Origin of the sequence: Caulobacter hibisci (assembly GCF_016135805.1) — a bacterium.
Classification (GTDB): Bacteria; Pseudomonadota; Alphaproteobacteria; order Caulobacterales; family Caulobacteraceae; genus Caulobacter; species Caulobacter hibisci.
This window is the reverse complement of record NZ_JADWOX010000009.1, coordinates 87,676-107,378: the sequence shown is the minus strand read 5'-3', so window position 1 is coordinate 107,378 and position 19,703 is coordinate 87,676. Positions and strand designations below refer to the sequence as shown.

At 70.0% G+C, this 19,703-nt stretch carries 24 protein-coding genes and 1 pseudogene; 18 read left to right on the top strand and 7 right to left on the bottom strand.

The genetic code is table 11. The annotated features are described in order from the left end of the window. Positions 1–55: 55 nt before the first annotated feature. The gene (locus tag I4Q42_RS14310) at positions 56–472 is read left to right on the top strand and encodes a hypothetical protein (protein WP_198576760.1); all 417 of its coding nucleotides are present in this window, start codon (positions 56–58) and stop codon (positions 470–472) included. Here the strand turns inward: I4Q42_RS14310 and I4Q42_RS14305 are convergent. Then, a complete protein-coding gene (locus tag I4Q42_RS14305) occupies positions 469–1,065 on the bottom strand; it encodes a nucleotidyltransferase family protein (RefSeq protein WP_198576759.1) in 597 nt (198 codons plus the stop codon). The genes I4Q42_RS14310 and I4Q42_RS14305 overlap by 4 nt on opposite strands. 37 nt (positions 1,066–1,102) lie before the next feature. Here I4Q42_RS14305 and moaA point away from each other — a divergent pair, with 37 nt between their 5' ends. From moaA to I4Q42_RS14290, 3 genes are read left to right on the top strand one after another with little or no spacing between them, the layout of a single operon-like run. Further along, on the top strand, positions 1,103–2,122 hold the full coding sequence (moaA, locus tag I4Q42_RS14300; protein ID WP_198576758.1) for a GTP 3',8-cyclase MoaA: 1,020 nt from the start codon (positions 1,103–1,105) through the stop codon (positions 2,120–2,122). Between the two features lie 3 nt (positions 2,123–2,125). Continuing rightward, a complete protein-coding gene (locus tag I4Q42_RS14295) occupies positions 2,126–2,365 on the top strand; it encodes a MoaD/ThiS family protein (protein ID WP_198576757.1) in 240 nt (79 codons plus the stop codon). Beyond that, positions 2,362–2,802 carry a molybdenum cofactor biosynthesis protein MoaE gene (locus tag I4Q42_RS14290; protein ID WP_198576756.1) on the top strand — a complete coding sequence of 147 codons (441 nt, stop codon included), beginning with the start codon at positions 2,362–2,364 and terminating at the stop codon, positions 2,800–2,802. Before I4Q42_RS14295 ends, I4Q42_RS14290 begins: the two co-directional genes overlap by 4 nt. Positions 2,803–2,816: 14 nt before the next feature. Here I4Q42_RS14290 and I4Q42_RS26615 read toward each other — a convergent pair. Next, a pseudogene (locus tag I4Q42_RS26615) lies at positions 2,817–2,925 on the bottom strand (hypothetical protein); the annotation flags it as partial. Positions 2,926–2,928: 3 nt separating this feature from the next. Between I4Q42_RS26615 and moaB the strand changes: the two are divergent. Together moaB and moaC are read left to right on the top strand one after the other, a co-directional pair. Then, positions 2,929–3,477 carry a molybdenum cofactor biosynthesis protein B gene (moaB, locus tag I4Q42_RS14285; RefSeq protein ID WP_198576755.1) on the top strand — a complete coding sequence of 183 codons (549 nt, stop codon included), beginning with the start codon at positions 2,929–2,931 and terminating at the stop codon, positions 3,475–3,477. Positions 3,478–3,490: 13 nt separating this feature from the next. Continuing rightward, on the top strand, positions 3,491–3,958 hold the full coding sequence (moaC, locus tag I4Q42_RS14280) for a cyclic pyranopterin monophosphate synthase MoaC (RefSeq protein WP_198576754.1): 468 nt from the start codon (positions 3,491–3,493) through the stop codon (positions 3,956–3,958). Positions 3,959–4,120: 162 nt separating this feature from the next. On the opposite strand, the gene I4Q42_RS14275 is transcribed toward moaC, so the two are convergent. After that, positions 4,121–5,116 (bottom strand): XdhC family protein, encoded by a 996-nt coding sequence (locus I4Q42_RS14275; RefSeq protein WP_198576753.1) that lies wholly within the window; start codon positions 5,114–5,116, stop codon positions 4,121–4,123. 100 nt (positions 5,117–5,216) lie between these two features. Between I4Q42_RS14275 and I4Q42_RS14270 the strand changes: the two genes are divergently transcribed. Together I4Q42_RS14270 and I4Q42_RS14265 are read left to right on the top strand one after the other, a co-directional pair. After that, a complete protein-coding gene (locus tag I4Q42_RS14270) occupies positions 5,217–6,092 on the top strand; it encodes a bifunctional regulator KidO (protein ID WP_198576752.1) in 876 nt (291 codons plus the stop codon). Positions 6,093–6,162: 70 nt separating this feature from the next. Continuing rightward, a complete protein-coding gene (locus I4Q42_RS14265; RefSeq protein WP_198576751.1) occupies positions 6,163–6,867 on the top strand; it encodes a glycosyltransferase family protein in 705 nt (234 codons plus the stop codon). A gap of 166 nt (positions 6,868–7,033) precedes the next feature. Here I4Q42_RS14265 and I4Q42_RS14260 read toward each other — a convergent pair whose 3' ends face one another. Beyond that, a complete protein-coding gene (locus I4Q42_RS14260; protein WP_198576750.1) occupies positions 7,034–7,936 on the bottom strand; it encodes a hydroxymethylglutaryl-CoA lyase in 903 nt (300 codons plus the stop codon). Next, positions 7,933–9,633 (bottom strand): ArnT family glycosyltransferase, encoded by a 1,701-nt coding sequence (locus I4Q42_RS14255; protein ID WP_198576845.1) that lies wholly within the window; start codon positions 9,631–9,633, stop codon positions 7,933–7,935. Before I4Q42_RS14255 ends, I4Q42_RS14260 begins: the two co-directional genes overlap by 4 nt. A 79-nt stretch (positions 9,634–9,712) precedes the next feature. On the opposite strand from I4Q42_RS14255, the gene I4Q42_RS14250 reads away from it, so the two are divergent. From I4Q42_RS14250 to I4Q42_RS14230, 5 genes are all read left to right on the top strand, one after another. Then, on the top strand, positions 9,713–10,453 hold the full coding sequence (locus I4Q42_RS14250; protein ID WP_198576749.1) for a glycosyltransferase family 2 protein: 741 nt from the start codon (positions 9,713–9,715) through the stop codon (positions 10,451–10,453). Between the two features lie 270 nt (positions 10,454–10,723). After that, the gene (locus tag I4Q42_RS14245; protein WP_198576748.1) at positions 10,724–11,146 is read left to right on the top strand and encodes a hypothetical protein; all 423 of its coding nucleotides are present in this window, start codon (positions 10,724–10,726) and stop codon (positions 11,144–11,146) included. A gap of 60 nt (positions 11,147–11,206) precedes the next feature. Next, positions 11,207–11,863, top strand: a complete 657-nt coding sequence (locus I4Q42_RS14240; RefSeq protein ID WP_198576747.1) for a sulfite oxidase-like oxidoreductase — start codon at positions 11,207–11,209, stop codon at positions 11,861–11,863. 77 nt (positions 11,864–11,940) lie between these two features. Next, complete coding sequence (locus I4Q42_RS14235) at positions 11,941–13,209, top strand: acetyl-CoA C-acyltransferase (protein ID WP_198576746.1); 1,269 nt, start codon at positions 11,941–11,943, stop codon at positions 13,207–13,209. A gap of 392 nt (positions 13,210–13,601) precedes the next feature. After that, entirely contained in the window at positions 13,602–13,913 is a 312-nt protein-coding gene (locus I4Q42_RS14230; protein WP_198576745.1) for a DNA-binding protein, read from the top strand. Here I4Q42_RS14230 and I4Q42_RS14225 read toward each other — a convergent pair. After that, positions 13,910–14,242: a hypothetical protein gene (locus I4Q42_RS14225; RefSeq protein WP_198576744.1), complete on the bottom strand. Its 333-nt coding sequence runs from the start codon at positions 14,240–14,242 to the stop codon at positions 13,910–13,912. The two genes, I4Q42_RS14230 and I4Q42_RS14225, sit on opposite strands and share 4 nt — an antisense overlap. 78 nt (positions 14,243–14,320) lie before the next feature. After that, positions 14,321–15,016, bottom strand: coding sequence for a polyhydroxyalkanoate synthesis repressor PhaR (phaR, locus tag I4Q42_RS14220; protein WP_198576743.1), 696 nt, complete (start codon positions 15,014–15,016; stop codon positions 14,321–14,323). 220 nt (positions 15,017–15,236) lie between these two features. On the opposite strand from phaR, the gene I4Q42_RS14215 reads away from it, so the two are divergent. The 5 genes from I4Q42_RS14215 (at position 15,237) to I4Q42_RS14195 (ending at position 19,579) form a co-directional block, all read left to right on the top strand. Beyond that, the gene (locus tag I4Q42_RS14215) at positions 15,237–16,412 is read left to right on the top strand and encodes an acetyl-CoA C-acetyltransferase (protein ID WP_198576742.1); all 1,176 of its coding nucleotides are present in this window, start codon (positions 15,237–15,239) and stop codon (positions 16,410–16,412) included. Positions 16,413–16,508: 96 nt separating this feature from the next. Beyond that, complete coding sequence (phbB, locus tag I4Q42_RS14210; RefSeq protein WP_198576741.1) at positions 16,509–17,231, top strand: beta-ketoacyl-ACP reductase; 723 nt, start codon at positions 16,509–16,511, stop codon at positions 17,229–17,231. A gap of 224 nt (positions 17,232–17,455) precedes the next feature. Then, positions 17,456–18,226, top strand: a complete 771-nt coding sequence (locus tag I4Q42_RS14205) for a DUF4908 domain-containing protein (RefSeq protein ID WP_198576740.1) — start codon at positions 17,456–17,458, stop codon at positions 18,224–18,226. Positions 18,227–18,290: 64 nt separating this feature from the next. Further along, positions 18,291–18,374, top strand: coding sequence for a hypothetical protein (locus tag I4Q42_RS14200; protein WP_101711352.1), 84 nt, complete (start codon positions 18,291–18,293; stop codon positions 18,372–18,374). 110 nt (positions 18,375–18,484) lie between these two features. Next, complete coding sequence (locus I4Q42_RS14195) at positions 18,485–19,579, top strand: 3-deoxy-7-phosphoheptulonate synthase (RefSeq protein ID WP_198576739.1); 1,095 nt, start codon at positions 18,485–18,487, stop codon at positions 19,577–19,579. The last annotated feature ends 124 nt before the right edge of the window (positions 19,580–19,703 follow it).

Genomic DNA, 19,703 nt, shown 5'->3' with positions numbered 1-19,703 from the left:
CACTTGATCCGGGCCGGACTTGCGTCAACCTGATGCGGTGACTGGGGGTGTACGCGTGTCGGCCTATTTCTATCTCTTCCTGGCGCTGGCCATCTGCGGCCTGGCGTTCTGGCGCGGCGGCCCTTCGGCCAGCCGCATCGCCATCGTCGTGCTCGGTTCGTGGGCGGCCTCGCTGGTGATCTTCCGCCACAGCCGGATCAATCCCGACGTCGGGCTGATGGTGGTCGACGTCCTGACGGCGGTCCTCTTCATGTGGGAGTCGGTGCGCTCGCGCCTGTTGTGGACCGTGGCCATCGCGGCCTTCCAGCTGGTGGCGGTGGTCTCGCACCTGGCGGCCCTCATCGACCTGCGGGTGACCATCAACACCTACATGATGAGCCTGGCCGTCTGGAGCTACGCCATCCTGCTCACCCTGGCCCTGGGTGTCTGGCTGCACTGGCGCGAGACCCGGCGGGCCGCGCTGGAGGGCTAGGCGACCGCGCCCGGTTCTCGCACCAGGTCTTCGCGCAGATCGACGTCGAACAGCACGCCCGGATCGTCGGTCTCGACCAGGACGAGGTCGTCGCCGGCCTTGGCCAGCACCCCCTGGGCGCCGCGATCGCCGCTGAGGGCGGCCAGATCGTCGAACCAGCGGCGGGCGAACAGCACCGGATGGCCGCGACGGCCGGCCTGGACCGGAGCGACGATCCCCGCGCCGGCGTCGAGAGCCTGGGCCAGGCGCGCGGCCAGGCCGCGGGGAATAAGGGGCATGTCGCCGAGAAACACGAAGGCGCCGTCGGCGTCGGCCGGCAGGGCCAGGATCGCCGTGCGCAGCGAGGCGCCCAGCCCCTCGTCGGCGTCCGGCGCGGCCAAGGGGCGCAGGCGGGCGTCGGGGCGGGCCTCAACCAGCGCCAGGCTCGCCGCGTCGCCGGGGCGGAGCGCCACGGTCACGGTCCTGGCCGGTGCGTCCAGGGCGGCGTCCAGGGCGTGATCGAGCAGCGGTCGGCCCCGGTAATCGGCGGCCAGCTTGCCCCCGCCGAAGCGCCGCGCGGCCCCCGCCGCCAGAACGATGGCCTCAAGCCGCATCAGTTCCCTTTCCGCCGAGCCCCGAGACGCCTATTCTATGGCGGATATGACGTCCCCTGACGACACCCCTCGCCTGATCGACGGCTTTGGCCGGGCGGTGACCTATCTGCGGGTGTCGGTGACCGACCGCTGCGACCTGCGCTGCGTCTATTGCATGGCCGAGCACATGACCTTCCTGCCCAAGGCGGAGGTGCTGACGCTCGAGGAGCTGGACCGCCTGGCCTCGACCTTCGTGGGCCTGGGCGTGCGCAAGCTGCGCCTGACGGGCGGCGAGCCGCTGGTGCGCAAGGGGATCATGGGGCTGGTCGAAAGCCTGTCGCGCCACTTGAAGACCGGCGCCCTGGACGAGCTGACCCTTACGACCAATGGCACCCAGCTGGCCCAGCACGCCGAGCATCTGGCGGCGCTGGGCGTCGAGCGGATCAATGTCTCGCTCGATACGCTGAAGCCCGACCTGTTCCGCAGGCTGACGCGCGGCGGCGACGTGGCCAAGGTGATCGGCGGGATCGACGCCGCCTTGGCGGCCGGGATCCAGGTCAAGATCAACGCCGTGGCCCTGAAGCGCGACAACGCCGGCGAGTTGCCGGCCCTGATCCAGTGGGCGCACGATCGCGGCTGCGACATGACCCTGATCGAGACCATGCCCCTGGGCGAGATCGACGAGGACCGCACCGACCAGTTCCTGTCGCTGCGCGAGGTGCGGCGCGAATTGGCGTCGTACTGGACCCTGACGGACCTGGCCTACGCCACCGGCGGTCCGGCCCGCTACGCCAAGGTCGAGGAGACCGGCGGGCGCCTGGGCTTCATCACGCCGCTGAGCCACAATTTCTGCGAGGCCTGCAATCGCGTGCGGCTGACCTGCACCGGCACCCTGCACACCTGCCTGGGTCGTGACGACGCCAGCGACCTGCGGGCCGTGCTGCGCGGCGGGGCGACCGACGGCGAGCTGGTGGCGGCGATCCATGCGGCGATCGGATCCAAGCCCAAGGGCCATGACTTCCAGGTCGACGCGCCCCGGCCGGCCGTGGCCCGCCACATGTCGACGACCGGAGGCTAGGCGATGGCCCGCGTGCTGCTGTTCGGGCGCCTGGCCGACCAGGCCGGCTGGCGCGAGCGCGAGGTCGAGGCGGCCAGCCTGGCCGCCCTGCGCATTTCCATCGCCAATGACGACGCCGACCTCGCCGAAGCCCTGGCCGGTCCCGGCGTGCAGGTGGCCGTCGACAAGGCCCTGGTGCGCGGCGAGGCCGTGCTGGCGGCCGCCACCGAGGTCGCCTTCCTGCCGCCGATGAGCGGCGGATGATCACCCTGACCGAGGCGCCGTTCGAGCCCGGCGCGCTGCTGGGCGACTTCTGCGCCGGCCGCGACGAGACCGGGGCGGTGGCCAGCTTCGTTGGCCTAGCCCGCGCCGAGGGCGGGGCCGCGTCGATCTTGGAGCTGGAGGCCTATCCGGGTTTCACCGAAAGCGCGATCGAGGCCTTCGCGGTCGGGGCCGCCGCGCGGTTCGGCCTGCAGGACTGGCGGATCGTCCACCGGGTGGGCCGGATCGCGCCGGGCGAGGCGGTGGTGTTCGTGGCGACCGCGTCGAAGCATCGCCGGGCGGCCTTCGAGGCCTGCGACTTCCTGATGGACTGGCTGAAGAGCCGCGCCCCGTTCTGGAAGAAGGAGCATGGCCCAGGCGGCGCTCGCTGGATCGAGCCGACGGCGCAGGATATGACCGACGCGGAGCGTTGGGACTAGGCCGTGGAAGCGGTTCCTCGTCCTTCGACAAGCTCAGGATGAGGAACCTTTGCAGTCGCCCTCGCCCTGAGCCTGTCGAAGGGCGCGGGCGTCGCGCAATCGTTCGAAGGCAAGGAGAGCTATCGCATGTCAGGCCTCACCCCGGGCGGCGGGATCAAGCCGGAGCTGCCGTTCAAGCCGGTTCGGGTGGCGATCCTCACCGTCTCCGACACCCGCGACGAGCGCAGCGACACCTCGGGCGAGATCCTGATCGAGCGCGTCAAGGCCGCTGGCCATGCGTTCGCCGGCCGGGCCGTGGTGCGCGACGACATCGAGAAGATCCGGTCCACCGTACGCGGCTGGATCGCGAGCGGCGAGGTCGATGCGGTGGTCTCCACCGGCGGCACCGGCCTGACCGGCCGCGACGTGACGGTCGAGGCGCTGGAGCCGCTGTTCGACAAGGTCATCGACGGCTTTTCGGTGGTGTTCCACCTGGTGTCCTACGCCACGGTCGGGCTCTCGACCCTGCAGTCACGGGCCACGGCCGGCATCATCGACGGCGTGTTCGTGTTCTGCCTGCCGGGCTCGAACGGGGCGGTGAAGGACGGCTGGGACAAGGTCATCGGCCCGCAGCTCGACAGCCGCCACAAGCCTTGCAACATGGTCGAGCTGATGCCTCGACTTCTAGAGCGATAGGGCTTCTGGAACGGTGAGCAAGCTGACCCACATCGACGACCAGGGCCGGGCCCGGATGGTCGACGTCTCCGACAAGGCTTCGACCGTGCGCGAGGCGGTGGCCGAGGGCTTCGTGCGGATGACGCCGGAGACCCTGGCCCTGGCCGTGTCGGGAACCGGCCGCAAGGGCGACGTCCGCGCCGTGGCCGAGCTGGCCGGGGTCATGGCCGCCAAGAAGACGTCCGACCTGATCCCCCTGTGCCACCCGCTGGCCCTGTCGAAGGTGGTGGTCGAGGTCGAGCCCGGCGAGGGCGGGCTTTCCGTTGTCGCTCGCGTCAAGACCACGGGGCCGACAGGGGTCGAGATGGAGGCGCTGACCGCCGTGTCGGTGGCCTGCCTGACGATCTACGACATGCTCAAGGCCGCCGAGAAGGGCATGGTCATCGAGGCCGTGCGACTGGTCGAGAAGACGGGCGGGAAGTCGGGGGATTGGAAAATCTGACCCTTCTCCCCTTGCGGGAGAAGGTGGCGGCGAAGCCGTCGGATGAGGGGTCTCTCAGACTTCAAAGGCCGCACCCGGCCGCTCTGTTTCGCGGTTGATCGGGTCATCGACCCCTCACCCGACCTCCTTCGGAGGCCACCCTCTCCCGCAAGGGGAGAGGGATCAGAAAGCGACCTCCGCCCGCCGCTCCAGCGCCGGCTGCCCGTGCCGCGTGGCGATGATCTCGCCGATCACGGCGATCGCCACCTCGAACGGCGCCTTGCCGCCGAGATCCAGGCCGATCGGCGCGCGGAGCTTGACGAGGTCCCGCTCCGTCAGCCCCGACGCCCGCAAGGCCGCCAGCCGTTCGGCCAGCCGCCGCCGCGCGCCCAGCAGGCCCACGTATGAACAGCGCGAGGGCAGGGCGGCCAGCAGGGCCTGGTGGTCCAGGGTCATGTCGTGGCTGCACACCGCCACCGCCGTCCAGGCGTCGAGGCCGATGGCGGCCAGGGCCTCGGCGGGGGCTGCGCGGCTGTAGGCGACGCCGGCCAGGGGCGGCGCGGCGAGCGGACCCTTGGGGCGGACCAGGGTGGTCTCGAAGCCGGCCTGGGCGCCGAGACTGGCCAGGGCCAGGGCGGTCGGGTCGCCGCCCATCACCACCAGCCGCGAGACGGGATCGAAGCGGCGCACGAAGACGCCTGGCCAGACGACCGGAGTCGCCCCGGCCGGCGCGCAGACCCGCCGAATCCCGTCGCTGAACCACAGGGCCGGCCGTCTTTGGGTTGCATGAGTCAAAAGGTCGCGCGCGGCCGCGTCGTCACTGTCGAGATGCTCGACCAGGATTTCGACGCGCGCGCCGCACAGCAGCCGGATGTCCGGCCAGGGGCTGCCCTCGCCATAGACCAGGCGCTTCGGTCGGCCCGTCTCCAGCACCTCCTGGGCATGGATCTCGACGTCGCCCTCGATGCAGCCGCCCGACAGGAAGCCGGACGCGAAGCCTTGTCCGAACAGCATCTGCGTGCCGACCGGGCGCGGGCCGCCGCCCTCCAGGGCGACGATGGTGGCCAGCACCGTCGGTCCTTCCGCCAGGGCGCGGGCGAGGGCCGGCCGGACGTCGTCGGCCAGTCCGTGCAGGGGCCATTCGGCGCCGGAAGGAGCGGCGGGATCGGTCGGGTCCATGGGCTCGATCTTAACCCCTCGGCAAGGTTCCAGAAACGCCTTCTTCAAACCTTGGCGCGTACGGTCGGTTTCAATTGGTGCTCACCCGACGCGGAATTTCATGTCGCTCACCGTCTCCAAGCTCGGTCTCGCCGCCGCCCAGTTCGGGCTGGATGGCATGAACGCGTCGCCGCGTTCGCGTTCACCGGAGATCGAGGCGCGTGACATCCTGAACATCGCCGCCCGCGCCCGCCTGTCGGTGCTGGACGTCTCGGGCGTCTATGGCCGTTCGGAATCCGTGCTCGGCGACCTGATCCCGCGTCCCGTCTCGACCCGCGTCTGCCTGGCCGCCGCCCGCGCTGACCGTGGGCCGGACTTCGTCGAGGCCGAGGCCCGCGCCTCGCTGCGCCGCCTGGGCCTGGAGCGCGCCGACACCATCGTCGTTCAATCGCCGTCGGAACTGTTCGGCGTCCATGGCCCGGCCATGTGGGACCGCCTGCTGCGCCTGCGCGAGCAGGGCCTGTTCCGCAACATCGGCATTTCCGCCCACGCCACCGACGATCCGGTCGGCGTGGCCCGCCGCTTCAAGCCCGACATCATCCAGGCGCCGGCCAGCCTGCTCGACCAGCGCCTGCTGGCCGACGGCTCGCTGCAACGCATCGCCGGCATGGGCGTCGAGGTGCAGCTGCGCTCGATCTTCCTCAACGGCCTGCTGTTCCTGCCGCCCGACCGCGTGCCGGCCCAGCTGAAGGGGGCCTCGGGCCGCCTGTCGCGCGTGCGCCGGATGATCGCCGAGGGCCGTTCCGACCCGCTGCAAGCCGCCCTCGGCTTTGCCCTGTCGCGCACGGAAGCCTCGGCCGTGATCGTCGGCGTGACCTCGGCCGCCGAACTGTCGGCCGTCGTCGCCGCCGCTTCCAGCCCGCCGCCGGACCTCGACTGGGACGAGATGGCCATCGACGATCCGGTGGCCCTCGACCCGCGACGTTGGGTCGCCTAGCGGGGCGCCCGACTCGAAGCTCAAGGTTCAAAAAAGAACCGAGAAGACGCCTCGAAGGGAGGCAAAGCCGATGATCCTCGCTGTCCTGCAGGCCCGCATGGGCTCCAGCCGTCTGCCCGGCAAGGCGATGGCGACCCTTCAGGGCCAGCCGATGATCCTGCGCCAGCTGGAGCGGATCCGCGAGGCGCGCACCCTTTCCAAGATCATCGTCGCCACCAGCGACCAGGCGCCCGACGACGCTCTGGCCGGCTTCCTGGTCTCGCGCGGCGTCACCGTCCATCGCGGGGCGGGCGCCGACATTCTCGATCGCATCGCCCGCTGCGCCGAGGCCGCCGGCCCGGTCAGCCACATCGTCCGGCTGAAGGGCGACGCGCCCTTCGTCGATCCGGGCCTGATCGACCAGACGGTCCGCCTGGCCCTGAGCACCGGCGCCGACTACGCCTCCAACCGCGTGCACCGCACCTATCCGGCCGGGCTGGAGGTCGAGGTGGTCACCGCCCAGACCCTGCGCACCGCCGCCGCCGAAGAACGCGACCCGCTGGCCCGCATCTCGCCGACCGCCGCCATCCGCGAGCAGGCCGGCCGCTTCCGCCACGCCCACCTGCGGGCCGTGCGCGACTGGTCGGGCCTCGACTGGCGCGTGAAGACCCCGGCCGATCTCGCCTTCGCCCGCTCGATCTACGACGCCCTGCACCCGGTCGATCCGGGCTTCCGCATGGGCGACGTGCTGGACCTGGTGGAGAGCCGCCAGGACCTGGGCCGCTTCGCGGCGTAGTTTCCTTCTCCCCTTGCGGGAGAAGGTGTCGCCGAAAGGCGACGGATGAGGGGTCTCTCAGAAATCCAACGCCGCGGCGGCTGATCGGCTGTCGCGGCGTTTCTGTTTGTGCGACCCCTCACCCGACCCCGCTCCGCGGGGCCACCCTCTCCCAAGGGGAGAGGGACTATTTGGGAAACCCGCCCGCCCGCGCCAGCGACGACGCCGGGGCCTTGCCCAGGCGTTCGCTGATGTCGCGGCCGATGGCGATCAGGGCTTCCAGGTCGTAGCCGGTCTCGAACCCGGCCCGCTCCAGCATGTAGACCAGATCCTCGGTGCCGATATTGCCCGTCGCCGCCGGGGCGAACGGACAGCCGCCGAGGCCGCCGACCGAGGCGTCGAGGATGTCGACGCCGGCCTCGACGCTGGCGAAGGCGTTGGCCAGGCCCGTGTTGCGGGTGTCGTGGAAATGCATGCGCAGGCGGGCGTCGGGTGCGGCGGCGCGGACGGCGTCGATGCGCTTGCGGACCGTCCACGGGTCGGCGACGCCGATGGTGTCGGCGATGGCGATCTCGGGCACGTTCATGGCAGCGGCCTCGCGGGCGATGGCCACGACCTGGTCTTGCGAAACCTCGCCGTCGAACGGGCAACCGAACGCGACTGAGATGGTGGCGGTGATCGGCGGGCCGCCCTCGACGGCCTGGCGCTCGACGATGGCCGCCAGGGTGTCGAGCTGCTGGTTGACGGTGGCGCCCTGGTTCTTCACCCCGAAGCCGTCCGAGGCGCAAACCACGACATTGGCCTCGTCGCAGCCGGTCGAGAGGCAGCGTTCCCAGCCGCGCATGTTGAGCACCAGGCCGATGCGCGAGCGCTTGGGATCGGGGCCGCCCAGGGCGTCCATGATCTCTTCGGCCCCGGCCATCTGAGGCACGCGGTTGGGATTGACGAATGAGACGACCTCGGTGCGGCGGGCGCCGGCGGCTTCCAGGCGGCGGATCAGGTCGAGCTTTTCCTCGACGCTGAGCAGGGCCTTCTCGTTCTGCAGGCCGTCGCGGGGACCGACCTCGACGATCTCGATGAAGCGGCTCATGGCTGCGCCTCCTCTTCAGCCCGCTCGACAGCGTCGTGGCGGCGGGGTTCGCCGCGATAGATCCGCAGCACCTCGTCGTCGCCGTCGGAATAGTTCAGGCCCTTGATCTCGCCGGCCGGGCGCGGCGCGTGACCGAGGGCGGCCAGGGCGGCGCGGAACTTGGCGTCCTCGCGGCCCTCGACCACGGCGGGTCGGCCTTCGTCGACGGCGTCGGCGGCGCCGTCCGCGTCGGTCAGTTGGGTGGTGGTGCCCACCTGGAAGACCATGCTGGGCTCGGAATAGCCGGTCACCGCCACCGGGCCGAAGGCCCCGGCGCGGGGGGCGAGGTCGGCCTTCTCCAGGGCGCGAGCCAGTCGCTGCGACAGCCACAGGGAGTCGAGGCGCGGGGCCAGCAGACCGGCCATGGTCCCGTGCGCCAGGACGCCCAGCACCCCGGCCGTGACCAGGGCCTTGGCGGCCTGGCGGCGCAGGATCAGCCAGCCGCCGGCGAGGGCCGAGGCCACGAACAGCAGGGCCGACAGGATGGCCAGCGGCAGGGTCGAGGGCGCGGCGTACTGCTTCCAGGCGACGACGCAGACGGCGGCGAAGGCGAAGCCGGCGATGGCCAGCAGCACCGTCCCGACGATCCGCGAGACCAGGCCCAGGGGCGCGCGCAGGGCGGCGGCCATCAGCATGGCCAGGGCCCCGAAGGCGGGCAGGGTGTAGTGGGCAAGCTTGGTCGGCAGCAGCTCGAACATCAGCCAGGTCGGGATCAGCCAGCACAGGGCAAAGCGCACGCCCGGCTCCTTGCGGCCGGTCCAGGCCAGGACGAGGGCGGCCGGCAGCAGCAGGGTTACCGGGAACAGCAGCAGCGGCGAGAGCAGGGCGTAGTAGCCGAAGATGCCGCCGTGGCGCTCGTGGCCGCCGGCCAGCTTGGGGGCCAGGTCCCCGCCCACGGCCGCGCCCCAGAAGGCGCCGTCGGTGGCCACCGTGATCATCCAGGCCCAGGGCAGGACGATGGCGGCGAACAGGATCAGGCCCCAGCTCCAGCCCAGCTGCCTGGCCCACGGCGCCTTGCGGTCCCAGGCCCAGAGGGCCAGGCCGGCCAGCAGCACGACCAGCAGGCCGACCGGACCCTTGATCAGGGCGGCCATGGCCATGCCGATCCAGAAGGCCAGCTTGGGCCATTTACCGGCCTTCTCGCCGGCCAGGCTGGCGGCGTAGATCCGCGCCAGGCCGGCCATGGCCAGGGTGGTGAAGCCGCACAGCGAGGCGTCGGTCTTGGCGATGAAGGCCTCGGTCGACAGCAGGAAGGTCGCCCCCAGGATCGCGCCCGACAGCAGGCTCTCGCGCGGGCCGAAGAAGGCGGCCGCGCCCCAGGCGCAGGCGGCGGCGGCCAGCATGGCGCCCAGCAGCGACGGGATACGATAGGCCCAGATGCCCCGGTCCTCGGGCGCCGAGACGGCCGACACCGCCACGGCCTGCAGCCAGTGGATGCCGACCGGCTTCTTGTTGCGCGGCTGGTCCTGCAGCCGGATGTTCACATAGTCGCCGGTCTCCAGCATCTGGGCCGTGGCCTGGGTGAAGCGGGACTCGTCGCGGTCGAGCGGCGGCATGGCGAAAAGGCCGGGCAGGCCGGCGATCAGGGCCACCAGGGCGGCGAACACCGGCGCGCGCCAGCCGCGGGACCAGGCGTCGAGGCGGGATTCAAGGCTCAGGCTTGGAGTCGTAACTGGGCTCATGCCTGCTGAAATAGCACGATCCTTTCCTGGCGCGAGTTTTGCGGTAAAAGCGGCCATGACGTCTTCCAATCCCGCCGCGATCCCCGATTTCTCCGTCGTCGTCCCCGTGTTCGACGAAGGCGGCGCGGCGCCGGCCCTGGCGCGCGAGATCGCCGCCGCCTTCGCCGGCGAGTCCTACGAAATGATCTTCGTCGACGACGCCAGCCGCGACGACACCAAGGCCCTGCTGACCGCCCTGAAGGCCGAGATCCCGCAGCTGCGCGTGCTGGGCCACCGCAAGAACTCGGGCCAGAGCCGGTCCATCCGCAGCGGCATCCTGGCCGCCCGCGCCCCGATCGTGATCACCATGGACGGCGACGGCCAGAACGACCCGGCCGACGCGCCGCGCCTGGCCAAGGCCCTGCAGGCCGCGCCCGCCAACCTGACCCTGGTCGGCGGCGAGCGGGTCAAGCGCCAGGACAGCAACGCCAAGCGCTTCGCCTCCAAGTTCGGTAACGGCGTGCGCAAGCGCCTGCTGCACGACACCGCCAACGACACCGGCTGCGGCCTGAAGGCCATGCGCCGCGAGGCCTTCCTGCGCCTGCCCTATTTCGATCACATCCACCGCTACATCCCGGCGCTGATGCTGCGCGAGGGCTACGAGATCACCTTCCAGCCGGTGAACCACCGTCACCGCGAGACCGGGGTGTCGAAATACACCAACTTCGGCCGCCTGAAGGCCTCGATCCGCGACCTGTTCGGCGTGGTCTGGCTGCAATCGCGGGCGCGGAACCCGCAGGGCGTCGACGAGGCGTAGGCGCGGCGCGCCTCCTCAAACTCCCGTCATTCCCGCCCTTGTGGCGGGAAACCCTGGTTCCGCTTTTACGGGAAGCGCAAGCGGCGTGCTGAGCACGCCGCCTCGTCCGCCCTTGCGGCTGAAAGAGGGGTTCCCGCCACAAGGGCGGGAATGACGGGATATCAGAGAGGCTTCGTGGGACGCGCACGCGCCCGCTCGCCCGCCAAGCGGCGCCAGCTTCACCGGCGGTCGAAAACCGGTTAACTCTGGCGGTCGTCGAGGGGATCACCAATGTTCGCCGCCTTTCCGCTGCTGGCCCTGCCGGTGCTGATCTACAATCTGCTGGCCCTGACCGTCGGCGGCGGGTTCTCGTCTGACGCGGCCAGCTATCGGTTCAGCGAGCAGCTGTTCCGCATCCACATGGCCTCGCGGGTCGACTGGATCGTCAGCTGGGGCGACCTGCTGCTGGGCGCCTCGCTGGTGGTGCTGTTCGTCGAGCTGCTGAAATCGACGACCAGCCGCAAGATCGCGATCATCAACCACTCGCTGTCGATGGTGCTGTTCATCGTCTGCCTGGTGCAGCTCCTGCTGCTGCCGGCCTTCGCCACCTCGGTGTTCTTCCTGATCACCCTGATGGTGCTGCTGGACGTGCTGGCCGGCTTCATCGTCACCATCGTGGCCGCCCGCCGCGACGTCGATTTCGGCGACCGCTGAGGCTTTTCTTCAAGCCGCGCGCCGGATCTCCGCGTTAGCCTCCTTCGCCAGGAGGCCCCGATGGACGACGACCAACCGCCGGAAGACAGCAAGCTCACCCGCAGCAAGGAAGCCTGGGCCAGGAGCGGCAAGTTCCTGACCGGCCACACCGCGCGGCCCGAGGCCGAGCGCTTGCCGCCCGGCCAGCACCTGACCCGCGACTGGCCGGTGCTGGACCTGGGCCTCAAGCCCGACGTCCCGCGCCAGGACTGGCGGCTGCGGATCGACGGCCTGGTGTCGCGTCCGGCGACCTGGGATTTCCCGGCCCTGCTGGCCCAGCCCCAGAGCCAGCCGGTGTCGGACATCCACTGCGTCACCACCTGGTCGCGCTACGACAACCACTGGGACGGCGTGCTGACCCGCGACCTGATCCTGGCCGTCGCGCCCAGGGACGAGGCGCGGTTCGTGGTGCTGCACTCCTACGACGGCTACACCACCAACCTGACCCTGGAAGACTTCGCCCACGAGGGCGTGCTGCTGGCTCATGGCTGGGAGGGCGCGCCGATCGCGGCCGAGCATGGCGGGCCGGTGCGGCTGGTCGCGCCGCATCTCTATTTCTGGAAAAGCGCCAAGTGGCTGAAGCGGATCGAGTTCGTCGCCGCCGACCGGCCGGGCTTCTGGGAGGAGCGCGGCTACCATAACCGCGGCGATCCGTGGGCCGAGGAGCGCTACTCCTGAGGGCGGCGGATTTCGACAAGCGAAGCGGTCCGCGCGCGCCTATCTATCGGTAACAGACCCTCTTACGGACGCCGTTCATGACCGCCTCCAACCTCTGGCTCGCCGCCGGCCTGCGCACGCCCTTCGCCAAGGTCGACGGGGCCCTGGCCGCCCACGACGCCATCGACCTGTCCGTGCCCGTGGTGAAGGCGATGCTGGAGACGGGCGCGCGGCCCGACTTCGCCGTCTGGGGCACGGTGATCCCCAACCTGACCTGGAGCAACATCGCCCGCGAGGTGCTGCTCGACGCCGGGGCCGACCCGACCATTCCGGCCTTCTCGACCGTCATGGCCTGCTCGACCAGCATGGCCGGGGTGCTGGACGCCGCCGGCATGATCGACGGACGTGGTCGGGACCTGGCCCTGGTCGGCGGCGTGGAGGCGATGAGCCGGGTGCAGATCGGGCTGTCGGTGCGGCTGTCGGATTGGATTCGCCGCTTCCAGCAGGCCCGCGACCTGAAGGGGCGGCTGGCCGTGCTGTCGGCGTTCAAGGCGGCCGATGCGCGGCTCTATGTGCCCAAGGTGGCCAACCGCACGACGGGCCTGTCGATGGGCGAGCACACCGAGATCACCGCCAAGGACTGGGGCCTGTCTCGCGTCGACCAGGACGCCCTCGCCTTTTCCAGCCACCAGAACGCCGTGCGCGCCTGGGAGAACGGCTTCTTCGACGACCTGGTCATCCCGGTCGGCGAGGCGCGACGCGACACCATCCCGCGCAAGGACAGCACGCTGGAGAAGCTGGCCAGGCTGAAGCCGGCCTTCGACAAGACCAGCGGCCAGGGCACGCTGACGGCCGGCAATTCCTCGCCCCTGACCGACGGCGCGTCGAGCCTCTGGGTGGCCTCGGAGGCGGGGCTGGCGCGGCTGTCCGAGCGGACGCCGCGGGTGAAGATTCTCGACTACGAGGTCACGGCCATCGACCTGCGCCACGAGGGCCTGCTGATGGCCCCGGCCTATGGCGTGCCGCGGATGCTGGCGCGCAACGGCCTGACCCTGTCCGACATCGGCCTGTGGGAGATCCACGAGGCCTTCGCGGCTCAGGTGCTGTCGCACATCGCCGCCTGGGAGAGCAAAAAGTTCCTGGCCGAGAAGGCCGGGGTGACCGCCGACCTCGGGGCCTTCCCGCGCGAGCGGATGAACCCCACCGGCGGCAGCCTGGCGATCGGCCACCCGTTCGGCGCCACCGGCGCGCGGATCCTCAGCCAGGCGACCAAGGAGCTGGCCGCGCGCGGCAAGGGCGAGAAGGCGATCGTCAGCATCTGCGCCGACGGCGGCCAGGGGACGATGATGCTGCTGGAGGCGGTGTAAGGCGGCCACATCTCGTCGCCGACCGTTCTCGTGAAACGGTAGCACTCAACTCGCGATGGGCTGGGATATGGACGTAGAACCGGCCCGAGGACTAGGGGCAACCTCGGGCCGGCGGTACGCGTGTCGCGCTGTGGGGGGTGAACGCGACGTCTTCAAATTGTACCCGCTCGCCCCGCCAATCAAGCGAATGGATGTCGCTCGGCGCTTTTGTCGCAGGGAAGCGTTGTCAGGAAAACGTTGTCAGGTCAGGGCGCTGAAGATCAGGGTCACAACGGCCACGTCGAAGGCTCGGATCAGGAGGGTCAGCATAGGTCGGCGCGCTCTGCGAAAAGACTCGGCGTTCGACCTAGCAAGACTGGCGCCAACTCGACTGGGCGCGCTAACAATTCGAGATGACGCTGTTTTTCGACCCTGGGTGGTATGACGCGAGGCTGGCCGAGCGCGGGCTCGATCGGGCGGCCCTGGCCGTGGCGGCGGGCATGAGCGCCGACGCCCTCGACCTGGCGTTCAAGGATCAGCGCGAGCTCAGCCCCGCCGAAGTGGCGGTTTTCGCCGAAATGCTTGGGGTTTCACGCGAAGAGGCGGCGCAAAGGGCAGGGATCGGGGCGCACGCCGCGCCGGTGGATCCGGTCGCGCGGCGCATGGCCCAGCTGGAGGCGCGGGTGACGGCGCTGGAGGCGGAGGTCGCCGCCCTGAGGCGCTAGATCTCGGTCTTCTTGATCAGCCCCGCCTTGGGACGGCGGTCGGCCGGGCCGGAATATTCCGTGCCGAGATAGGTCGAACGGGCGTTGTCGAGCACTTCTTGCCCACCGCGCAGACCACGCTTCTGACCGGGCTGGCCCATCAGGTGGGCGGCGAAGGCCGCGAAGGCCCCGCGCCGCGGCGGCGGCGGCGGGGCCGGCGCTTCCTCTTCCTCATGAACGTGCACGACGTCTTCTTCCCCGTCCGCCTCGCGGCGGTCGGAGTCCCTGGGCGCAGGCAGCGCCCGGCGCGCGTTGGCCGCGCGTCGGATGGGGTCGATCGGACCGTTCATGACTACGGACCCTAGCGGCGCGTCCGTTAAGAACGAATGCGCCGTTATGCTTAGCGGAGTTTAAGGGTTGGGCGGGACCTAGGACTTGGTCGCCAGCTTGGCGATCTGTTCCTGCATGGCCTCGAGCTGGCGCTTGAGGTCGGCCAGGCTGTCCTCGCTGGGGGCGTTGGGCGCGGCCTGCGGCGTCGGGGCGGCGGCGGGCGTCTCGGCCGCGGCGCCGTCTTCGGGCCGGCTGTAGGCGAAGGGCGAGAACATCTTCATGGCCCGGTCGAACAGGGCCATGTTCTGGCGGATCTGCTCTTCGTAGATAGCGATGCCAGGGGCCGCGGCCTTGCCCAGGCCCGGGGCGGCGAGGCCCTGGCCGGTGAACTGCTGGCGCATGCGCTCCTGCTGCTTGGAGAAGCTTTCCAGCGACATCTCCAGGTAGCTGGGCAGGAAGGCCTGCATCGAGTTGCCGTAGAAACCGATCAGCTGGCGGAGAAACTGAATTGGCAGCAGGTTCTGGCCGCCGCCGCGGTTTTCTTCCTCGAAGATGATCTGGGTCAGGACCGAGCGGGTGATGTCGTCGTTGGACTTGGCGTCGTAGACGACGAAATCGATCCCTTCCTTCACCATGTCCGACAGGTGTTCGAGGGTGACGTAGGAGCTGGACGCGGTGTTGTAGAGCCGGCGATTGGCGTATTTCTTGATGACGACGCGCTGGCCCGAGCCCTTTTCCGTGGAAGCTTTTTCAGCACCGGCGGCGGTTTCGCCTTTTTCGGGGTTCTCGGACATTTCGTTCCCTGGGACAGCGGTGTCGCCCGCTTTTCGCATCGCACTATCGCGAATGCAAAGGCAGGGCGCCAGCCCCGCGCGAGCGCTCAGGTCACAACATGACGAGAAAATGTATTCGTGACGAACGGCGTTCGTTTCGGCATGGTGCTGTTGCACTGCAAAAGTGTGGGCGCCGCAACTGCGAAGGCGTCACGGACCAGTCACGGGAAAACAACAGCCAATGACCGACATCGTCATCGTCTCCGCCGCTCGTACGCCGGTGGGTTCCTTCCTCGGCGCGCTGTCCAGCCTGCCGGCCTCCGAGCTGGGCAAGACGGCCATCGCCGCCGCGGTCGAACGCGCCGGCATCACCCCGGCCGACGTCGATGAAGTGATCCTGGGCCAGGTGCTGCAGGCCGGCGCCGGCCAGGGCCCGGCCCGCCAGGCCTCGGTCAAGGCCGGCATCCCGGTCGAGAGCCCGGCCTGGAGCCTGAACCAGCTGTGCGGCTCGGGCCTGCGCGCGGTCGCCCTGGGCGCCCAGCAGATCCTGTCGGGCGACGCCAAGATCGTCGTCGTCGGCGGCCAGGAGAGCATGAGCCAGGCCCCGCACGCCCAGGCCCTGCGCACCGGCCAGAAGATGGGCGACCTGGGCTTCGTCGACACCATGATCAAGGACGGCCTGTGGGACGCCTTCCACGGCTACCACATGGGCCAGACCGCCGAGAACATCGCCAACCGCTGGCAGATCACCCGCGAGGACCAGGACAAGTTCGCCGTCGGCAGCCAGAACAAGGCCGAGGCCGCCCAGAAGGCCGGCAAGTTCGCCGACGAGATCGTCGGGGTGACCATCAAGGGCCGCAAGGGCGACACCGTCGTCGATCAGGACGAATACATCCGCCACGGCGTGACCCTGGACAGCATCTCGGGCCTGAAGCCCGCCTTCGCCAAGGACGGCTCGGTGACCGCCGCCAACGCCTCGGGCCTCAATGACGGCGCCGCCGCCCTGGTGCTGATGAGCGCCGAGGAGGCCGAGAAGCGCGGCCTGAAGCCCTTGGCCAAGATCGTCTCGTGGGCCAATGCCGGCGTCGATCCGGAGATCATGGGCACGGGCCCGATCCCGGCCACCAAGAAGGCCCTGGAAAAGGCCGGCTGGACCGTCGGCGACCTCGACCTGATCGAAAGCAACGAGGCCTTCGCCGCCCAGTCGATCTCGGTGGTGCGCGAGCTGGGCCTCGACCCGGCCAAGGTCAATGTCAACGGCGGGGCCATCGCCATCGGCCACCCGATCGGCGCCTCGGGCGCGCGGATCCTCACCACCCTGGTCCACGAACTGAAGCGTTCGGGCGGCAAGAAGGGCCTGGCGACCCTGTGCGTCGGCGGCGGCATGGGCGTGGCGCTCTGCGTCGAGGCCGTCTGAGTTCGGAAGAACTCTTCATGACAAACCGTGTCCGGGGCTTGCGCTCCGGACACGACCACGTGCAACCATGACGTAACGGCAGCAGGAGACTTCTGTATGGCTAGAGTTGCGTTCGTCACCGGCGGCACCCGGGGCATCGGTCGGGCGATCTGCGAGCGGCTCGTCGCCGACGGCTTCAAGGTCGCGGCGGGCTATTCCGGCAACGAAGAGGCCGCCGAGGCCTGCGCCAAGGCGCTGGGCGTCATGGTGGTCAAGGGCAATGTCGGCTCGTTCGACGATTGCCAGGCCGCTGTGGCCAAGGTCACCGCCGAGCTCGGGCCGGTCGACGTGCTGGTCAACAACGCCGGCATCACCCGCGACGGCTTCCTGCACAAGATGACCTACGAGCAGTGGTCGGAAGTGATCCGGGTCAACATGGACTCGGCCTTCAACATGACCCGCCCGGTGATCGAGGGCATGCGCGAGCGCGGCTGGGGCCGGATCATCAACATCAGCTCGATCAACGGCCAGAAGGGCCAAGTCGGCCAGACCAACTACTCGGCCGCCAAGGCCGGTCTGATCGGCTTCACCAAGGCCCTGGCGCTCGAAAACGCCAAGAAGGGCGTCACGGTCAACGTGATCTGCCCGGGCTATATCGACACCGAGATGGTCGCCGCCGTGCCCGAGACGGTGCTGGCCAGCATCATCGGCGGCATCCCCGTCGGCCGCCTGGGCAAGGGCGAGGAGATCGCCGACATGGTCGCCTTCCTGGCCGGCGAGCGTGCGGGCTTCGTGACCGGCGCCACCCTATCGCTGAACGGCGGCCAGTACCTCGCCTGATCGTCACGGTCCCCGTTTCGGGGCTTGTGGCTTGACCTAACGGTTCTGGTCGGGGTCTCTGGCCCTGACCAGATCTCGAGGGGACGCGGCGGCAGAAGCCCCGCGCCAGGGAAGCGTTGCAGAAAAGTCGCACGGCGGCGCTTGCCAGGAAGCGGCGCCTCCACGTCCAAGAATCGCCCCAGTCGGGGATCATCACCGCCGGCATGATACGACCGACGGTGGAAATGAAGGGGCCGGTAGGCTGCGCGGCCGCGCTGGCGCTTGCCCTGGTCGGAACTGGGCTCTTCGCCGCCGCGCCCGCCGCCGCCCAATCCAAGCACAGCCTGCGCGACGCCCTGTTCGGCGACCGCGCTACCGCCGAGGCCCGCAAGCCGCCGGCGCCGCCCGTGGCCCGCTACGTCTCGGAAGGCGGCGGGGCCTTCGTGCTCGACCGGGGCGCGGCCATCCCGCTGCTGAAGTTCGAGAACAGCGCCGAGGTCTGGGTGCTGTCGCCGCACGCCGGTCCGCGCGGCGACGTGATCTACAAGAACGAGCTGGGCGAGCCGGTGCTGCGCGCCACCAAGCTGGGCGGCATGACCCTGTTCACGCCCGACCGCCCGGCCGGCGCCGCCGCGGCCCTGATGGGCAAGGCCACGACCATCCAGTCGCCGCCGTTCATCACCCCCAACGCCCTGTTCCAGCGCATGCTGCAGGCCGCCGACCGCGCCAGCCGCGCCGCCCGCCACAGGGTGGCCTTCGAGACCGTGCAGGACGTGCGGCCCGAGACCTCGGTGCTGGTGGCCGACTGCGCCAATGTCGCGGCCGAGGCCTTCGAGCGCATGGCCCGAAACGGCGACCGCAACCTCCTGACCCGCATCGGCCGGGTGCTGCTGGCCGAGGGCCGCAAGCCCGGCGCGACGATCAAGGACGACGCCCTGATCATCACCTACGCCTCCGGCAAGGGTCCGGCCGGCCGGCCGTCGTCGGAGCGGATCATCAAGGTCGTGGACCAATAGGCCGCGCGTCCTTCACAGCCTTGGCCTGTGGACTCCCGGAAAACTTGGCTCTAGGGTGACCGCCATGATCCTCGCCGCCAGCCAACAGCTGTTTTGGTACTTTAGCTATCCGACGCCTCTGGCGCCGGGAGGGGATCGTTTGGCCTGAGATCAGGCCGCCAAAACGCCTTTCACCAGCCGCCAGGGGTTCCCCGGGCGGCTTTTTTAATGGCCGCCGGACCTCCCCGATCTTCCTCACGATCCTTCAGGACCCGCGCCATGCCTTCCTCGACCGCCCACCTCGTCTCGCTTCCGATCCCCACCGACGACCTGCGGATTTCCCGCCTGCAGACCCTCAGCCCGCCCGCCCAGGTGATCGGCGAGGCCCCGGCCACCTCCGCCACCGCCGAGGTGGTGGAAGCCTCCCGCCAGGTGGTTCACGAGGTGCTGCACGGCCGTGACGACCGTCTGGTGGTGGTCATCGGTCCGTGCTCGATCCACGACCCCAAGGCCGCGCTGGAATACGCCCGCCGCCTGGCCGTCGAGCGCGAGCGTCACGCCGGCGAGCTGGAAGTGATCATGCGGGTCTATTTCGAGAAGCCGCGCACCACGGTGGGCTGGAAGGGCCTGATCAACGATCCGGACCTCGACGGCGGCTTCCGGATCAACGAGGGCCTGCGCTTGGCGCGGCGGGTGCTGCTGGACGTGTCGGCCCAGGGCCTGCCGGCCGCCTGCGAGTTCCTGGACGTCACCACCCCGCAGTACATCGCCGACCTGGTGGCCTGGGGCGCGATCGGCGCCCGCACCACCGAAAGCCAGATCCACCGCGAGATGGCCTCGGGCCTATCGTGCCCGGTCGGCTTCAAGAACGGCACCAACGGCGACGTGAAGGTGGCCATCGACGCGGTGACCGCCGCCGCCCAGCCGCACCATTTCCTGGCCGTGACCAAGGAAGGCCGCGCGGCCATCGCCACCACCACCGGCAACGCCGACAGCCACGTGGTGCTGCGCGGCGGCAAAGCCCCCAACTACGACGCCGCCAGCGTCGAGGCCGTGGCCCAGGCCCTGGTCAAGGCCGGCCTGCCGCCGAAGATCATGGTCGACGCCAGCCACGCCAACAGCGGCAAGAACCACGAGAACCAGCCGGCCGTCGTCGCCGACATCGCCGCCCAGGTGGCGACCGGGGCCTCGCCGATCATGGGCGTGATGATCGAGAGCAATCTCGTCGCCGGCCGCCAGGACATCGTCCCGGGCCAGCCCCTGACCTACGGCCAGTCGGTCACCGACGCCTGCGTCGACTGGGAGACCTCGGTGCGGATGCTGGACGGCCTGGCCGCCGCCGTGCGGGCCGGCCGCGAAGCCCGCAAGGGCTGAGGCGTCTCGTCCGAAAGAAAAAAGGACCCCGGTTGGGCGCCGGGGTCCTTCGAAGTGGCCGCTTCTGAATCCGCATGGATTGGGGACCCGTAATCGCGGTCGGCGGCCTCGTTGTCTCGCGCCA

Coding starts and splice junctions, on each gene's coding strand:
- I4Q42_RS14305 (WP_198576759.1), bottom strand. CDS start 1,065: ATGCGGCTTGAGGCCATCGTTCTGGCGGCGGGGGCCGCGCGGCGCTTC.
- moaA (WP_198576758.1), top strand. CDS start 1,103: ATGGCGGATATGACGTCCCCTGACGACACCCCTCGCCTGATCGACGGC.
- I4Q42_RS14295 (WP_198576757.1), top strand. CDS start 2,126: ATGGCCCGCGTGCTGCTGTTCGGGCGCCTGGCCGACCAGGCCGGCTGG.
- I4Q42_RS14290 (WP_198576756.1), top strand. CDS start 2,362: ATGATCACCCTGACCGAGGCGCCGTTCGAGCCCGGCGCGCTGCTGGGC.
- moaB (WP_198576755.1), top strand. CDS start 2,929: ATGTCAGGCCTCACCCCGGGCGGCGGGATCAAGCCGGAGCTGCCGTTC.
- I4Q42_RS14275 (WP_198576753.1), bottom strand. CDS start 5,116: ATGGACCCGACCGATCCCGCCGCTCCTTCCGGCGCCGAATGGCCCCTG.
- I4Q42_RS14270 (WP_198576752.1), top strand. CDS start 5,217: ATGTCGCTCACCGTCTCCAAGCTCGGTCTCGCCGCCGCCCAGTTCGGG.
- I4Q42_RS14265 (WP_198576751.1), top strand. CDS start 6,163: ATGATCCTCGCTGTCCTGCAGGCCCGCATGGGCTCCAGCCGTCTGCCC.
- I4Q42_RS14260 (WP_198576750.1), bottom strand. CDS start 7,936: ATGAGCCGCTTCATCGAGATCGTCGAGGTCGGTCCCCGCGACGGCCTG.
- I4Q42_RS14250 (WP_198576749.1), top strand. CDS start 9,713: ATGACGTCTTCCAATCCCGCCGCGATCCCCGATTTCTCCGTCGTCGTC.
- I4Q42_RS14245 (WP_198576748.1), top strand. CDS start 10,724: ATGTTCGCCGCCTTTCCGCTGCTGGCCCTGCCGGTGCTGATCTACAAT.
- I4Q42_RS14240 (WP_198576747.1), top strand. CDS start 11,207: ATGGACGACGACCAACCGCCGGAAGACAGCAAGCTCACCCGCAGCAAG.
- I4Q42_RS14235 (WP_198576746.1), top strand. CDS start 11,941: ATGACCGCCTCCAACCTCTGGCTCGCCGCCGGCCTGCGCACGCCCTTC.
- I4Q42_RS14230 (WP_198576745.1), top strand. CDS start 13,602: ATGACGCTGTTTTTCGACCCTGGGTGGTATGACGCGAGGCTGGCCGAG.
- I4Q42_RS14225 (WP_198576744.1), bottom strand. CDS start 14,242: ATGAACGGTCCGATCGACCCCATCCGACGCGCGGCCAACGCGCGCCGG.
- phaR (WP_198576743.1), bottom strand. CDS start 15,016: ATGTCCGAGAACCCCGAAAAAGGCGAAACCGCCGCCGGTGCTGAAAAA.
- I4Q42_RS14215 (WP_198576742.1), top strand. CDS start 15,237: ATGACCGACATCGTCATCGTCTCCGCCGCTCGTACGCCGGTGGGTTCC.
- phbB (WP_198576741.1), top strand. CDS start 16,509: ATGGCTAGAGTTGCGTTCGTCACCGGCGGCACCCGGGGCATCGGTCGG.
- I4Q42_RS14205 (WP_198576740.1), top strand. CDS start 17,456: ATGAAGGGGCCGGTAGGCTGCGCGGCCGCGCTGGCGCTTGCCCTGGTC.
- I4Q42_RS14200 (WP_101711352.1), top strand. CDS start 18,291: ATGATCCTCGCCGCCAGCCAACAGCTGTTTTGGTACTTTAGCTATCCG.
- I4Q42_RS14195 (WP_198576739.1), top strand. CDS start 18,485: ATGCCTTCCTCGACCGCCCACCTCGTCTCGCTTCCGATCCCCACCGAC.